The following is a 15,330-nucleotide window of genomic DNA, read 5'->3' as shown; positions in this document are numbered from 1 at the left end:
ACCGACACCATTGTTTAAAACCCCCCCACCCAGGCACCCGCACCGGGGCCACGCCTGTCAAACCCGCCCCCGGGGGGCACATTTGCCCCCCCCCCGGGGCCGCGGTATGGGCGCAAAGTGACCCCGCGTGGCTATGCCGGGGGAGTGCCCGAGGTCAGGCGCTCCGGCCCGCCAGGGCCCGCCAGAGGAAGTGCTGGCTGCGGCTTTGCAGCGCCGCGGCCTGCCGGTTGTCCGAGGCGCCCGCGTGCCCGCCTTCCAGGGCCTCGTGGAACCAGACGTTGGGGATGCCCATCGCCTGCATGCGGGCGGCCATCTTGCGCGCCTGGACCGGTCCCACGCGGTCGTCCGAGGTGGCCGTCCAGATGAACGTCTCCGGGTAGTCCACCCCGTCCCGGAGCAGGTGGTATGGGGAGAACGTCCTGATGAAGTCCCACTGTTCGGGAACGTCCGGATCGCCGTACTCGGCAATCCAGGAGTACCCGGCGGACAGCTTGGTGTAGCGGCGCATGTCCAGCAGCGGCACCCCGCAGGAGACCGCCCCGAAGAGGTCCGGATACCGGGTGAGCATGTTCCCCACCAGCAGGCCGCCGTTGGATCCGCCGACGCAGCCGAGCCGCTCGCGGGAGGTCACGCCGCGGGAGATCAGGTCGGCCGCCACGGCAGCGAAATCCTCGTAGGCCCGGTGCCGCTTGTCCTGCAGCGCCGCGCGGTGCCACGAGGGGCCGTATTCGCCGCCGCCGCGGATGTTCGCCACGACGTAGACCCCGCCACGGGTGTGCGGGGCATCCCCCTCGTGCCCGGCGGATTCCTGGGTGCGGCGTTCCAGCCAGGCACGGCCGACCGCGCCGCTGTAGGCGGGGGTCCGGGAGATCTCGAAGCCGCCGTAGCCGGACAGCTGCGTGGGGTTCTGGCCGTCCAGCACGAGGCCCTTGGATGCCACCTGGAAATACGGCACCCGGGTGCCGTCCTGGGACACGGCAAAGTGCTGCTGGACCTCATAGGCGTCTTCGTTGAAGAACGACGGCGAGGACCGGATCACCTCGTGCGTGCTGTCCACGCCGCCCCGGGCGGTGCGCGTCAGGGTGCCGCGGGTCAGGGTGCTCGGGGTGGTGAAACCGGTGGCCACGAGCCAGAAGTCGTTCCCGGCGCCGGGGGCCTCTCCCTCGGCCGGCGGTGCGGCGCCGTCGGTACCGTCATCGTCCGAGTCGTCGTCCGAGCCGATGGCGGTGTCCTCGTCGTCGACGGCGTAGGCGTTGACATCGTGCAGCGGCGGGCAGGCGTCCAGCACCGTGGAAGCCCAGGCGGTGTCCGTCCCGGGTTGCCGCGGATCGAGGACCCGGATCTCCGAGGAGACGTCGCGGAGCAGGTTCAGCAGCAGGAAGTCCCGCGTCCAGCTCCAGGACTGCAGGGAGGTGTGCTCATCCGGGGTGAACAGCACGGACAGCTCCCGGCTGCCGGCCAGGAAATCCTCGAAGCCGGCAGCGAGCAGGGATCCTGCCGGGTGGGTCACCGCGCCGACGGTCCAGTCCTTTTGCGGCCGGAACAGCAGCCATTCGCGGTGCGCACTGAGGTTGACGTCCAGGGGGACATCGAGCTGCACCCACCGGCCGTCGCGCAGCACCGAGGTGGTTTTCTCGAAGAAACTGATCCAGTCCACGGCAAAGGTCCGCTCGTAACCCGGGGTGGAATCATGCGCCACGAGGGCCATCATGTGGTCCTCGGGGATGTCGAACAGCCGCTCCGCCGTGGACAGAGATCCGCCGCGGCGCAGCTTGACGCCGGTCCGGGCGTAGGAGGACGTGGTGGCGGGCAGTCCCTCGGCGGTGGAGGAGACCAGCAGGGTGTCCGGGTCGAGCCAGGAGGCGTTGCCTTTCGCGGTCGGCAGGTCGAAGCCGCCGGCGGCGGGGTCCACGAAGCTGCGGGACTCGACGTCGAACTCGCGGTAGCGGTTTGCGTCGCCGCCGTCGGGGGAGAGTGCCAGCAGCGCCCGCCGGTGCGGCTCGCCGGCGGCCGGGCGCAGGAAATTGGCGCCGTGGAAGACCCACTCCTCGCCTTCCTCCGCGGCCAGCGCGTCCACATCCAGCAGGACGTCCCACTCCGGGGCCCCGCCGCGGTAGCTGTCCCAGCTCGTCCGGCGCCACAGGCCCTTCGGGTTCTCCCGGTCCTTCCAGAAGTTGTAGTACCAGCCGCCGTGCTTGCCCACCATCGCGATCCGGTCGGTGGAGTCCAGCACCTCCAGGATGCTGCCCTCCAGCGCCGTGTACTCGGCATCCTCCAGCAGCTCCTCGGTGCGGGCGTTCTGCTCCCGGACCCAAGCCAGTTGTTCCTCGCCGTAGATCTCCTCGAGCCAGATGTTCTCGTCAACGGGGTCGGGCGCGGTTCCCATTGCGGTGTCCGCGGGGGCGCTCGCGGCGGGACGGTCGGACGCGGGCGGGGGAGCAGCTTCAGCGGTGGTCATTTTTCCATCCAAGCAACTTCGGTGCGCCAGTAGCAAGTCAAGCCGTAGCCCGGCGGAACCCGTCCAGGGTCCCTCACCCGGGTCCGGGCTGCGGGCCAGTAGCGGATACGCTGGATGCCGTGGGCATATCGCAGAGCATCCGGACGGCAGTGATTGGCGCCGGTCCCCGGGGCACCAGCGCACTGGAGCGGCTGCTGGCCAACTGGGTGCCTGCCGGACCGGACGACACCCTGCACATCGACGTTATCGACCCGTATCCGGCGGGGCCGGGACACGTCTGGCAGCCCGGCCAGTCCCGGCTCTACCTGATGAACACGCAGTCGTTCTACCCCACCGTCATTCCCGAGGATCCCGACCTCGCACGGCCGCTCGCCGGCCACACCTTCGACCGCTGGCGTGAACTGCAGCGGGAACAGCCCCACCCCTGCCTCTCGGCCGAGGAACGTGCCGAACTCTCAAGGCTGGGTGCGGCGGATTTCCCCAGCCGGGCCCTGTACGGGCGCTACCTGCGCTCCACCTTGGAAGAACTGCTGTCCCGCCTCCCCGCCGGCGCCACGGTGGAATTCCACGACACGACGGCGACCTCCGTCCGCCATGCTGCCGCGCCCCGAGCCGGGGAGGCCGCGGACAACCGGGTGGGGTTCGACGTCGGACTGGCCGACGGCGCGGTCCTCACCGTCGATTCCGTGGTCCTGGCCCTCGGCCACCTGGAATCGCGGCTCAACCCCGAACAACGCGAACTCCAGGCGGCGGCGCAGGACCTCGGGCTGCTGTACCTGCCTCCGGCGGCTCCGGCTGACGTCGACTGGGCGCAGGTGCCGGCGGTCAAACCGGTTCTGGTGCGCGGCATGGGCCTGAACTTCTTCGACGCCATGGGCCAGCTGACCGAAGGCCGCGGCGGGCGGTTCCTGCCCGGCGAAAACGGCGGACTCCGCTACCTTCCCTCGGGCCGCGAACCGCTCATCATCGCAGCGTCCCGCCGCGGCACCCCGTACCGGGCCAAGGCGACCCTGGCCGGCTACTATCCCGACGCCGTGACGTTGAGGTACTGCACCGAAAGAGCTCTGGCGAAATTCGCGGAAACGGGAATCCGGCCCGCCTTCGACCATGACCTCTGGCCGCTCCTGCACCGCGACGCCCTCTGGGCCTACTACTCGACGCTGGCGCGCTCGCAGCCGGGCGCCATCGTGACGGACCCGAAGGAGTTCCTGCAGGCGCTGGAGGAGGCCCTCCGTCCGCACGCGCACTCGGCCGCGAAATGGGACGATGTGGTGGACTCCGTGCTGGAGATCCACGTCCGCCCCGCCCACCGCCTCAACCTGCTGGGACTCGCGGCGCCGCTGGCCGGGAGGTCGTTCGGATCCCGGGCGGAACTCGACAACGCCGTCGTCGATTATCTCCTCGATGACGCCAGGCGTTCCGCGCTGGGCGAGGACGACCCGGTGAAGATGACCATCGGCGCCCTGCACCACGGCCGGGCGGTGCTGAAGACCGCCGTCGCGGACGGCGGCATCACCGATGAATCCTGGGTCGCGGGCCTCCGCGGCTGGTTCGAATCCTTCGTCGAAGGCCTGGCCAGCGGTCCGCCGGCGCTGCGGGCCGAACAGCTCGCGGCCCTGGTCAGTGCCGGCGTCGTCCGGTTCGTCGGCCCGGACCCGAAGTTCGGAGTGGACCGCAAGGCGGGGACGTTCACGGCGGTCTCGCCCTGGGTGGGGAACGGCGCGGAAGACGGTCGGGGGGAGGTGGTGCAGGCCGTGGCCATGATCGAGGCGCTGGCGCCGGCCAACATGGTCACGGTCAACGAATCGCCCCTGCTGGAGCAGCTGCTCGCCGAAGGCCTCGTCCGCCCGCGGCTCATGATGACGGTGGAAGGGGCGCCCGTGCCGACGTCCGGGCTGGACGTGGCGCCGCATCCCTACCGGCCGCTGGGCGCCAACGGCTCGGTGACCGAAGGCCTGTATGTCATGGGCCTGCAGCTGTCCGCGGTGCAGTGGGGCACTGCCATCGCGGCCGAGGCCCGGCAGCAGAGCGGACCCGTGTACCGCAGCGGCCAGCGCACCCTGCGGGACGCCGACGAGATTGCCCGGGCCATCCTCGGACGCTAGCCCCCCGAAAAATGAGCATGCCCTCCTGCCGGGCCCACGAAAAATGAGCATGCCCTCCTGCCGGGCCCACGAAAAATGAGCATGCCCTCCGTCCGGGCTGAGCAATGGACATATGGGCTATATGTCCATTGCTGCAGCCCGGGGGAGGGCATGCTCACTGGTGCGGGGCTACGAAGCTAGCCCTTGAGGCAGTGGCGGTAGGCGGCCATTGCCTTGCCGTAGTTCACCTGGCCCACGAGGTCCGCGGACTTCTTGGGCTTGACCGGCGCGGTGCACGTCGGCGGGGCCGGGACGCTGGCTGCGACCAGGACGGCCGTCTTCACCACGGTGCCGGATTCGACGGCGGTGAGCACCAGGGTGCCCGTGCCGGCTGCTGCTCCGGCGGGAACCTTCACATCCACCGTGGCGGCGCCGGCGGAGACCGGTACCGAGCCCAGGTCCGTGACGGTGCCGTTCGCATCCGTGAACTCGGCGCGCAGCGAGGTGTTCACCGGGCTGCCCAGCGAGGCGAGGTCCAGCTTGGAGACGGCCAGGGTGATGGCCTCCCCACCCTTGACCTCGGCGGCGGTGGTGTTCACCACGGCAACGGAGCGGCGTGCGAAGTCCGGCGAGACCGGGCTCTGTGCCTGCAGGTACTTGATCCACGCGTCGCGGTCCACGAGTCCGGAGTCCTTGGTGTTGGTGCCGGACTTGAAGATGCGGAAGTTGTCGCCGCCCGTTGCCAGGAAGCTGAACGTTCCGATCCGGTAGGACTGCGCCGGGTCGATCAGCGCGCCGTTGACCCGGATCGAGGTGATCCGGTCACCGGCGGCGCGGGCGGCGTCGTAGGTGTAGTTGACGTTCTTGGACAGGCCGAGCTGCTGGTAGGCGCGGCTGGGAACCGTGCCGTCCGGGTTGGTCTGCCACTGCTGCTCCAGGAGCGTCTTGAACTGCTCGCCGGTCAGCGAGGTGGTCCACAGGTTGTTCACGAACGGCAGGACCGCGTTGGCCTCGGCGTAGGTGACGGTCCCGTCCGGGGCGTAGTACAGCTCGTTGCGCAGGCCGCCCGGGTTGACGACGCCGATCTCGGCGCCGCCGAGTTCCGGGGTCTTGAGTGAATCCACCAGGGAGTCCGCGACCAGGTTGCCCAGGGTGGACTCGCTGCCACGGTCATCGCGCGTTGCCGGGGTGGTGGCGGTGGCAGGCGTGAACGCGGTGGTGATATCCGCGGTCACCGAGCCGACCGGCTGGTTGCCGACCACTGCTGCGTCGGCCAGCGCCTTGTCAACGAGGGTCTTGACGGCGGCGACCCGCGGGTAGGCGGCCACGAGGTCGGCTGCCGGCTGGTCAGCCGAGGTGGTGCGCTTGACGTTGCCGGCCGTGTAGCCGGTGACCGCCATGGTTGCCGTGTCGATGGTCAGCCGGATCTGGCCGATGAACTCGCCGTAGTTGCCGGTCTGGACGATCGGGCGGGTCTTGCCCCCAACACCGGGGACCGGGGCATCCCAGGAGTACTGCTTGTGGGTGTGGCCGTTGAAGATCGCGGCAACATCCGGGGTGACCTCGGTGACCATCCTGGCGAAGGGGCCGCCGGCGGCGACTTCCTGCTCCAGGGTGGAGCCTTCGGGCACACCGGAACCGGCGCCGTCGTGGTTTGCCACGATGATCACGTCGGCAAGGTTGTCCGCCTTGATCTTCGCGGCGGCGCGGTTGATGGCGTCGACGGGATCGCCGAACTCAAGGTAGGCGATGCCGGCAGGAGTGACCAGCGACGGCGTCTCCTGCGTGACCGTGCCGATCACGGCGACCTTGACGCCGTTCATGTCGAGCACGGTGTACTCCGGCAGGACCGGCTCGGTGGTGCCCTTCTTGTAGACGTTGGCGCCCAGGTAGGGGAACGTGGCGTTGCTGCCGCCCGCGATGACGCGGTCGCGCAGGTCCGCCCAGCCGCCGTCGAACTCGTGGTTGCCCACGGCCGAGGTCCGCAGCTCAAGGGCGTTCAGCACGTCAATGGTGGGCTGGTCCTGGGCAACGGCCGAGGCGAACAGTGACGCGCCGATGTTGTCGCCGGCGGAGAGGAATGCGGTGGCGCCGGGGGCAGCCGCGGCCCGCAGCTTCTCGATGGTGCCCGCAAAGAACACGGTGTTCGAATCGATACGGCCGTGGAAATCGTTGATGCCAAGGAAGTTCAACTCGACGCTGGCGGGAATGGCTGTGCCGGCTTTCAGGTCCAGCCCCACCACCACCGGATCGTGGTCGCTCGCCCGGAACTGGTCCGGAGCGTAGTAGTCGGTCACGTTGTTGTTGTAGCGGCTGTACTCCAGGGCCACGGACTCCACGGAGTTGATGTTCCAGATGTCAGCGCCGGTGACGATGGCGTTGGCGCCCGGTGAGGCGAGGATGTGGTCCAGTGAGCCCACCAGGCCACCGAAGAGGTAGGAGTGCTTGGCGGAGCCATCGGCGTTCCGGGCCTTTTCGTCCTGGTTGACGTAACCCGCGGCCGTGAAGACGTTGATCGGGTCTTCCTTGGCGTAGGCGTTGAAGTCGCCGATCAGGAAGACCTTGTCGGTGCCCTTGGCAGTCTGCAGCTCGTTGGAAAACGCGAGGAGGGACCGGGCCTGTGCGGTGCGGGCGAGGTTCGAGGCACCCTGGCCCTTGTCGGTGTCCTCCGGAGTGGCGGCTGAGCCCTTGGACTTGAAGTGGTTGGCGATCGCGATGAACTTCTTGTCATCGGCGGCGCCGACCGGCTTGAAGACCTGGGCCAGCGGCTTGCGGGCATTCGCGAACGCCACAGTGTCGTTGTGGATGATCGACTCGCCCACCGGCTCCGCTGCGGACTTCTTGAAGATGAAGGCGGTGCGGATCATGTCCTCGTCGGCCAGCGGGGGTGCGTTGGCGGGCGTGCGGACGTAGTCCCAGATCCCCGGTGTGGCGATGTTCAGGGCATCGACCAGCTTGGCCAGGGCGTCGTCACGGTTCTTGCCGAACTGCGCTGAGTTCTCGATCTCCATGAGGGACACGACGTCGGCGCCGGACTTGGTGATGGCGGCGACGATCTTGTCCTGCTGGCGCTGGAGGTTCTCGGCGTTGGCCGCGCCGCGGGCGTCGCAGCCGCCGCGGACGGTGATCGGGTTGCCGGCGCGGTCCGTGTAGTAGGTGCACCCGGTGAGTTGATCGCCCGTGGTGGGGAAGTAGTTGAGCACGTTGAACGAGGCAATCTTGAGGTTGCCTCCCACAGCCGCCGGAGCCTCCGTGCGGGTGGTCGCGCCGAAGCTGACGGGCTGGACGGCCTCCGCGTTGGCGGGGGTCAGGTGGGTCAGCGGCTGGAACTTCCAGGAGCCGTTCGCGTAGTTGAGCACAACGTTGGTCTTGAAGCTCACCGGTGCGCCCACGCGGACGGGGTCCGCCGTGGTCAGGTACGGCAGTTCCAGCGCCTTGGTTCCGGCGTCCTTGAGGAAGTTGGTGGTGGCGCCGTCGTCGAGCTTGATGCCGCGGGCGGCATTGGCGGCGACGGTGGCGGTGTATTCGGCCGAGCCGTACGGCGCGACGGCGGTGGGCTGCTCCAGCGCGGTGGTGCCTCCGGCCAGGCCGATTTCGCCGTACTGGTTCAGCGAGTAGTTGTCAGTGACCGTTACGGGCCCCTGCGGGGTGAGCAGCATGCCTTCGAGCGCTTCGCGGAGGGCTTCCTCGGCGGGGAGGGCAAAGCCAGTGGCCTTGACCTCGGGAGCCGCCTCGGTCAGCTTTTTCAAGTCCGCCGCAGCGGCAACCGTCATCTGGGTCATGCCGAAGTATTCGCTGACGGTGCCTGTCACCTCGACGTAATCGCCGATCTGCACGGAATCGGCCGTGGCGGCCGAGAAGACGAAGAGGGCGTCCGACGCCGTGTGGTTCGCCGGGCCCAGGTCGCCGCCGGTGCCGGGGGTCTGGATGTAGTAGCCGGCGAAGCCTCCGGTGGGGAACGTCGCGGTGACCTTGCCGCGGGTGATGACCGAGGTTCCGACGAGCGGGCTCGCGACGCCGTCGCCCTGGATTTCGGCGATGGTCCTGGCGGCGGGGGGAGTGACGGGGCCGGGATCGACAGGGGGATCGACCGGGGTGGCTGCACCGTTCGGGGCCTTGGGGGTGATCGTGGCGTTCAGGGTGAAGTCCGCGGAGTTGTTGTTGCTGTCAACGCCGTTGCTGCGGTTCAGGCTCTTGACGTCGCCGGTGCCCGACGGCGCTTTGGCCGCCAAAGTTTCGAAGGTCAGCGAGCTGCCGTAACCGAGGAGATCGGCCACGTTGGCCGGTTCCACGACGGACCCGGTGGCGAGGTCTGTGACAGCGGTTGCCTGCTTCGCCAGCACTATTGTTCCGCCGCCAATGGCAGGGTTGAATCCCGTGGCCGTGGAGTCAGCGGCCGGCAGGTCCAGTCCGGCCGTGCCATTGCTCCCACCCTTGAGCAAGTAGAGGCCGTTAGCCGCAATGGTGCCGGTGAGCGGTACGACGCTGCTCGGGACGCCGGTTCCCGACGCGGAGCGGTACTGGAGGGACCAGCCGTCCAGTGAAACCGGGGCGTCGGAGGTGTTGTGAAGCTCGACGAACTTGTTCTTGAAAGCGGCTCCGGCGCTGCCGCCGCTGAGGTACGCCTCGTTGATGATGACTGGCGAGCTGCCGGCCGCTGCCGGGGTGGCCTCCACGGCGAACGCCGGCACAGCGGCCAGCGGGGCTGCGATGAGCCCCACCGACAGCGCTGTGCCCAGCGCGGTCTTCCAAGGTATGTGTTTCATCCGCTCTAACTCTCATTAGGTGCCCGGGTAGGGCTGGGTGGAAGGTGCCCGCGCGATGCCGCGGACCGCCGGTCGTTGCTCCTGGTCAAGCAGTTCCCGGCACATCAAAACAGGGGTGAATGAACACGGTGTGTCCTGCATGTGCATTCGGCGAGACGTCCCCCAGCGGAACGCGTCACAGCCGTCACGGGACACGAACGGTGCGTCCCGGCAACGGAGGTGGTGAAGCTTCTGACCTGCGTCAGTTCAGTCTGCCCGACGCCCAGGCGGCGGGCATGGCAAAAGAATACCGGCCGGTAACCGCCACTGAAGCGGCTGGCCGGTATTCCCACGGCAGTTTTGCGCAAGGATTTTCCGAAGTTTTTCCGCAGCTTTTCCCGAGGTTCGCCCGGGATGCTCAGGTGCCCTGCGGCCCGGCGTCGGCGCCTGGCTGCGCGGTTTCTGCAACGATTTTGAACAGGGCGCCGGTGGGGTCAGCAAGCGTGGCCAGCCGCCCGAACGGGCTGTCGTCCGGCCCGTCGATCACCTGGGCGCCCATTGACATGGCCTTTTCGATCGCGGCGTCCGTGTCGGACACCGCGAAGTAGACCTGCCAGTTGGACGGGACCCCGGCAGGGAGATAGCCCGAGGCGTCCAGAATGCCGGCCTGGGCAGTGTCCCCGGCTCCCAGCGTGGTGTAGCGGAATTCGGGGGTGTCACTCATGACGTCGGTGTCCCACCCGAACACGTCCTGGTAGAACTTCACCGCGGTGCCATAGTCCGTGGTGTGGAGTTCGTGCCAGGCGGGCGTGCCCGGGTCGGCCGCGAGCCCGTAGCCCTTCATTTCGCCGGGCTGCCACACGCCGATGGATGCCCCGGTGGAATCAGCGATCATCGCCATGCGGCCCTGATCCGGAACGTCCATGGCCTCCAGATAGACCTGTCCGCCGTGGTGGGAAGCAGCCTGCACGGTGGCCGCCGCGTCATCCGAGCGCAGGTACGTGCTCCACATGTCCGGCATGCCCACCATGGCCTCGTCCTTTTGCATCATGCCGGCAACGGGCTTCCCGTTCTTCTCGGCCATGATGTACCCGCCGTACTTCTCCTGGTCGCCCGTCTCGAAGGTCCAGCCAAACAGCTCACCGTAGAACGCCTTGGCCTTGCCGGTATCGGAGGTCATCAGGTCGATCCAGCATGGCGCGCCGTTGGTGTGGTCCGGTGTAGGCATTGTGGGCTCCTTCTCTGCTCTGCGGCCCGGGTCGAGCCGGCAGGCCGACCGATTCATGCGGGTGGTGAAGACACACAGAGACTATTCCCGGGCACCGCCGGTTTCAATGGCTCCGGTTGATTGCCTCCCGCCGGCCCGGCACGCAAAAATGCCCCCGGTTCCGCCATAAGAGGGAACCGGGGGCTATTCGCGGAAGGTAAGAGATTCGAACTCTTGGTACGGGGTTACCGCACACTGGTTTTCAAGACCAGCTCCATCGGCCGCTCGGACAACCTTCCCTAACGAGTAGTGTTTCATAGGCAGTCGGCAGCAACAAAAAACGCGGTTGCGCTCGCGGACAGGGGTAACTCCTCCGCCTACTCTGGGAGAAGGCGCTTCGGATGTCGTGTGCCGCACGCGCGTCCCTGCGAGAAGCTGCAGCAAGATGAGTTAGGAATCGGGAGTTCTCCATGAAGGCTGTCTATATCTCCGAGCCGGGCGGACCCGAGGCCCTGGTGGTCCGCGAGGTCCCGCCCCCGGTGCCCGGCGCCGGAGAGGTGCTGATCGACGTCGTCGCCGCGGGACTCAACCGCGCCGACGTCCAGCAGCGCAAGGGCCACTACCCGCCCCCGCACGGGGCCTCGGAGATTCCCGGGCTGGAAGTCTCGGGCCGGATCGCCGGGTTTGGGCCCGGCGTCGCCAAGCCGTTCTCTGTGGGGGACAAGGTCGTCGCCCTGCTGGCTGGCGGCGGCTACGCCCAGCAGGTGGCCGTTCCGGCCGGGCAGGTCCTGAGGGTCCCTGACGGCATCGACCTCGTCACCGCCGCAGCCCTGCCGGAAGTGGCGGCGACGGTCTACTCCAACCTGATCATGACGGCGCAGCTGCAGCCGGGCGAGACCGTGCTCATCCACGGGGCAACCGGCGGCATCGGCACCATGGCCATCCAGCTCGCCAAAGCCTTCGGAGCCGTTGTCGCCACCACAGCGGGCACCGCGGAGAAAGTCAGCACCGCCAAGGCCTTCCTGGGTGCCGACATCGCGATCAACTACGCCGAGGAGGACTTCCCGGAGAGCCTGCGGGCTCAGAACGGCGGCAAGGGCGCGGACGTTATCCTCGACGTCGTCGGGGCCAAGTACCTTACACAGAACGTGGAGGCGCTGGCGGACTACGGGCGGCTTGTGGTGATTGGCCTGCAGGGCGGGGCCAAGGGTGAACTGGACCTGGGCAAGCTGCTGGGCAAGCGCGCTGCGATCATTGCGACCGCGTTGCGCCCGCGGCCCGTGGAGGAGAAGAGCGTGATCATGGATGCCGTCCGCGACGCTGTCTGGCCGCTGCTGACCGACGGCCGGATCCGGCCGCTGGTGGCAAAGACCTTTCCACTGGAGCAGGTCGTGGCCGCGCACCGGTATTTCGACTCCGGCGACCATGTGGGAAAGATCCTGCTGGTCCTGTAGCAGGTATTCCAGTTATGGCATATCTCGAATTGCTTCGGCATTACAAATGACTGTAATGTAATTCCATACGCGGTATACACGCGTCTTGGGGCGCGTGTATGCTGTCGTCCCGCTACCCTTCGGGAGCATCATGTCCATCCGTCACAGCCTCCTCGCCCTCCTGCGGGACCGGCCGCGCTATGGCTACCAGCTGCGGATCGAATTCGAGGAACGCACCGGATCGTCCTGGCCCCTCAATATCGGGCAGGTCTACACCACCCTTGATCGCCTGGAGCGCGACGGACTTGTCCGCAAGGACGGTGCCGACGGCGAGGGCCACGTCGTTTACACCATCACCCCCGAGGGCCGCACAGAAGTCGGCAACTGGTTCACCTCTCCGGTCCCGCGGACCAGCCCTCCCCGGAATGAACTGGCCATTAAGCTCGCCCTCGGGCTGACTCTTCCCGGCGTCGACGTCGGCGCAGCCATCCAAGCCCAGCGCGCCGTATCCATCCGGGCCCTGCAGGACTACACCAAGGCCCGGCGCGATACGGCATCCCAGTACCGGTCGGCTGACACCGCCCGGCTGCTGGTGCTGGACTCACTCATCTTCCAGACCGAGGCCGAGGTGCGGTGGCTCGACCTCTGCGAGGCCCGGCTCATGCAGCTGGCAGGTCCATCCGCCTGACGTCCGCCCGTGCGGCTACTACCAGCGAGTACCACCCGGCGGTAACGCCCCGCCGTTCGGCGCGCTGGCCCAACCGTTCAACGACTCCGCGGCACCGCCTACCGCAAACCCATACCCATGAATCGCCGTCGTTGGTAGGGTGCCTTGGGGCACATCTGTCGAGTGGATTTGCCCGGTTGGGGTTTCTCAAGGAGGAGACATGGGCACAATGCCGGATGGCACGCCAAAAAACTTACTCGTCGACGACGGCATCACGCCCGATCCGACGCTGCCGCCCACGGCCGTGGACGAGTCCTTGCGCGAAGCCGAAGAGCGCAAATGGACGCCGACCAAGATCGCAATCTGGGCGGCAATCTCCCTGCTGGGCGCCGTGGCATGGTTCATGCTCGCGATTGTCCGCGGTGAAACAGTCAACGCCATCTGGTTCGTGTTCGCCGCAGTGTGTACGTACCTGATCGGCTACCGCTTCTACTCCAAGGTCATCGAGCGCTACCTGCTCAAGCCGAACGACCGCCGGGCCACCCCCGCAGAGTACAAAGCCGACGGCAAGGACTATGTCCGAACGGACCGCAACGTCCTCTTCGGCCACCACTTCGCCGCTATCGCCGGCGCCGGCCCCCTCGTCGGCCCGATCCTCGCTGCCCAGATGGGCTACCTCCCCGGCACCATCTGGATCATCATCGGCGTGGTGTTCGCCGGAGCCGTCCAGGACTACGTTGTGATGTTCTTCTCCATGCGCCGCGGCGGGCGCTCACTGGGCCAGATGGCCCGCGAGGAACTCGGCGTCATCGGCGGCACCGCCGCGCTGATCGCCACCCTGCTGATCATGGTGATCATCGTCGCCATCCTGGCCCTCGTTGTCGTCAACGCCCTGGCCGAGAGCCCGTGGGGCGTCTTCTCCGTCGGCATGACCATCCCGATCGCGCTTTTCATGGGCGTGTACCTGCGCTTCATCCGCCCCGGCAAGATCATGGAAGTCTCGCTGATCGGCTTTGTGCTGCTCATGGCCGCCATCATCGGTGGCGGCGCCGTCGCCGCCACCGAATGGGGCGACGCCCTCTTCACGCTGGACAAGGTCACCATCGCCTGGGCCATCATCATCTACGGCTTCATCGCCGCCATCCTGCCGGTCTGGCTCCTCCTGGCTCCGCGAGACTACCTCTCCACCTTCATGAAGATCGGCGTAATCGTGATGCTGGCCCTGGCCGTCATCGTGGTCCGTCCGGAAATCTCGGTCCCGGCCTTCAGCGAATTCGCCAGCCGAGACAATGGCCCGGTCTTCCCGGGCGCGCTGTTCCCGTTCCTCTTTGTCACCATCGCCTGTGGTGCGCTCTCCGGATTCCACGCACTGATCGCTTCCGGCACCACGCCGAAGCTGATCGAAAAGGAACGCCAGACCCGCTACATCGGGTACGGCGGCATGCTGATGGAGTCCTTCGTGGCCATCATGGCCCTCGTTGCGGCGATCTCCATTGACCGCGGACTCTACTTCGCAATGAACGCACCGGCGGCCCTCACCGGCGGCACCGTGGAAACCGCTGCCGCCTGGGTCAACAGCCTCGGACTGTCCGGCGTCAACATCAGCCCCAACATGCTGGCCGAGACGGCCGCCAACGTCGGCGAAGCCAGCATCGTATCCCGCACCGGCGGCGCCCCGACCCTCGCCGTGGGCCTCGCCCACATCATGCAGCAGTTCATCGGCGGCACCGCCATGATGAGCTTCTGGTACCACTTCGCCATCATGTTTGAGGCGCTGTTCATCCTCACCGCTGTCGACGCCGGCACGCGCGTTGCCCGCTTTATGCTGCAGGACTCGATCGGCAACTTCATCCCGAAGTTCAAGGAGCACTCCTGGCGTCCCGGCGCCTGGCTCGCCACCGCCGTCATGGTCGGTGCCTGGGGCGCCGTGCTGCTGATGGGCGTCACGGACCCGCTGGGCGGCATCAACACGCTGTTCCCGTTGTTCGGCATCGCCAACCAGTTGCTGGCGGCCATCGCCTTGTCAGTCTGCCTCGCCATCGCTGCGAAGAAGGGCTCCTTCAAGTTCCTCTGGATTGTGGCGCTCCCGATGGCCTTCGCAGCCGTCGTGACCATCACGGCGAGCTACCAGAAGATCTTCTCTTCCACCCCGGCAGTCGGCTACTTCGCCAACAACGCCGCCTTCTCCAACGCACTCGAGGAGGGCAAAACCTCCTTCGGCACGGCCAAGACCGTCCAGGCCATGGAAGCCGTGGTCCGCAACACCGCGATCCAGGGCTGGCTCTCGGTCATCTTCGTGGTGCTCAGCATCATCGTCATCACAACGGCCCTGATCGCCACGTCCAGGGCGTTCCGCAACGCCAAGGCCGGCGTGGCGAACACCAGCAATGAGGATCCGGCGCTGCCGGCCCGGGTCTTCGCCCCGGCCGGCCCGGTTCCCACGGCATCCGAGCGGGAGCTTATGGCCAAGTGGAACCAGCTGCCGGCGGACAAACGGGCCGAGAAGGCCGCCCACCATTAATGCGGAGGCACAGATGAACGCTGTAGTTGCAGGCTTTCGGGGGTTCGCCCGGTACCTCGGCAGTGTCATGGGCGCAGATGCCTACACGAAGTACCTGGCACACCATGTCGAAGCCGGCCACGGCTCCCAGCCGATGACCGAGCGGGAGTTCTGGCGGGACCAGACGGACCGTCAGGAAGCCAACCCGCAGGGCCGGTGCTGCTGACCGGTTTCGG

8 protein-coding genes and 1 tRNA gene are annotated in these 15,330 nt (G+C 67.5%); 5 read left to right on the top strand and 4 right to left on the bottom strand.

All coding sequences use genetic code 11. From position 1 onward, the window contains the following. Positions 1-154 precede the first annotated feature (154 nt). Complete coding sequence (locus ABIB29_RS18965; RefSeq protein WP_354174464.1) at positions 155-2,458, bottom strand: prolyl oligopeptidase family serine peptidase; 2,304 nt, start codon at positions 2,456-2,458, stop codon at positions 155-157. A gap of 119 nt (positions 2,459-2,577) precedes the next feature. On the opposite strand from ABIB29_RS18965, the gene ABIB29_RS18960 reads away from it, so the two are divergent. Next, on the top strand, positions 2,578-4,563 hold the full coding sequence (locus ABIB29_RS18960) for an FAD/NAD(P)-binding protein (RefSeq protein ID WP_354174463.1): 1,986 nt from the start codon (positions 2,578-2,580) through the stop codon (positions 4,561-4,563). 176 nt (positions 4,564-4,739) lie between these two features. On the opposite strand, the gene ABIB29_RS18955 is transcribed toward ABIB29_RS18960, so the two are convergent. The 3 genes from ABIB29_RS18955 to ABIB29_RS18945 form a co-directional block, all read right to left on the bottom strand. Next, on the bottom strand, positions 4,740-9,308 hold the full coding sequence (locus ABIB29_RS18955) for an ExeM/NucH family extracellular endonuclease (RefSeq protein WP_354174462.1): 4,569 nt from the start codon (positions 9,306-9,308) through the stop codon (positions 4,740-4,742). A gap of 397 nt (positions 9,309-9,705) precedes the next feature. Then, complete coding sequence (locus ABIB29_RS18950; RefSeq protein ID WP_354174460.1) at positions 9,706-10,515, bottom strand: VOC family protein; 810 nt, start codon at positions 10,513-10,515, stop codon at positions 9,706-9,708. A 190-nt stretch (positions 10,516-10,705) separates the two neighbouring features. Next, a tRNA-Ser gene (locus ABIB29_RS18945) sits at positions 10,706-10,793 on the bottom strand. Between the two features lie 171 nt (positions 10,794-10,964). Here ABIB29_RS18945 and ABIB29_RS18940 point away from each other — a divergent pair. From ABIB29_RS18940 to ABIB29_RS18925, 4 genes are all read left to right on the top strand, one after another. Next, entirely contained in the window at positions 10,965-11,948 is a 984-nt protein-coding gene (locus ABIB29_RS18940; protein ID WP_354174458.1) for an NAD(P)H-quinone oxidoreductase, read from the top strand. Positions 11,949-12,078: 130 nt separating this feature from the next. Continuing rightward, entirely contained in the window at positions 12,079-12,615 is a 537-nt protein-coding gene (locus ABIB29_RS18935; RefSeq protein WP_354174456.1) for a PadR family transcriptional regulator, read from the top strand. A gap of 199 nt (positions 12,616-12,814) precedes the next feature. Next, complete coding sequence (locus ABIB29_RS18930) at positions 12,815-15,115, top strand: carbon starvation CstA family protein (protein WP_502915655.1); 2,301 nt, start codon at positions 12,815-12,817, stop codon at positions 15,113-15,115. A gap of 13 nt (positions 15,116-15,128) precedes the next feature. Then, positions 15,129-15,320, top strand: a complete 192-nt coding sequence (locus ABIB29_RS18925; RefSeq protein WP_354174454.1) for a YbdD/YjiX family protein — start codon at positions 15,129-15,131, stop codon at positions 15,318-15,320. Positions 15,321-15,330: the final 10 nt, after the last annotated feature.

This window comes from Arthrobacter sp. UYEF36 (assembly GCF_040547025.1).
In the GTDB taxonomy this organism is placed as follows: domain Bacteria; phylum Actinomycetota; class Actinomycetes; order Actinomycetales; family Micrococcaceae; genus Arthrobacter.
This window is presented reverse-complemented; position numbering and strand designations above follow the sequence as displayed.

Bases quoted from the DNA above. Each gene is read 5' to 3' on its own strand.
- ABIB29_RS18965 (WP_354174464.1), bottom strand. From the start codon at position 2,458: ATGACCACCGCTGAAGCTGCTCCCCCGCCCGCGTCCGACCGTCCCGCC.
- ABIB29_RS18955 (WP_354174462.1), bottom strand. From the start codon at position 9,308: ATGAAACACATACCTTGGAAGACCGCGCTGGGCACAGCGCTGTCGGTG.
- ABIB29_RS18950 (WP_354174460.1), bottom strand. From the start codon at position 10,515: ATGCCTACACCGGACCACACCAACGGCGCGCCATGCTGGATCGACCTG.
- ABIB29_RS18940 (WP_354174458.1), top strand. From the start codon at position 10,965: ATGAAGGCTGTCTATATCTCCGAGCCGGGCGGACCCGAGGCCCTGGTG.
- ABIB29_RS18935 (WP_354174456.1), top strand. From the start codon at position 12,079: ATGTCCATCCGTCACAGCCTCCTCGCCCTCCTGCGGGACCGGCCGCGC.
- ABIB29_RS18930 (WP_502915655.1), top strand. From the start codon at position 12,815: ATGGGCACAATGCCGGATGGCACGCCAAAAAACTTACTCGTCGACGAC.
- ABIB29_RS18925 (WP_354174454.1), top strand. From the start codon at position 15,129: ATGAACGCTGTAGTTGCAGGCTTTCGGGGGTTCGCCCGGTACCTCGGC.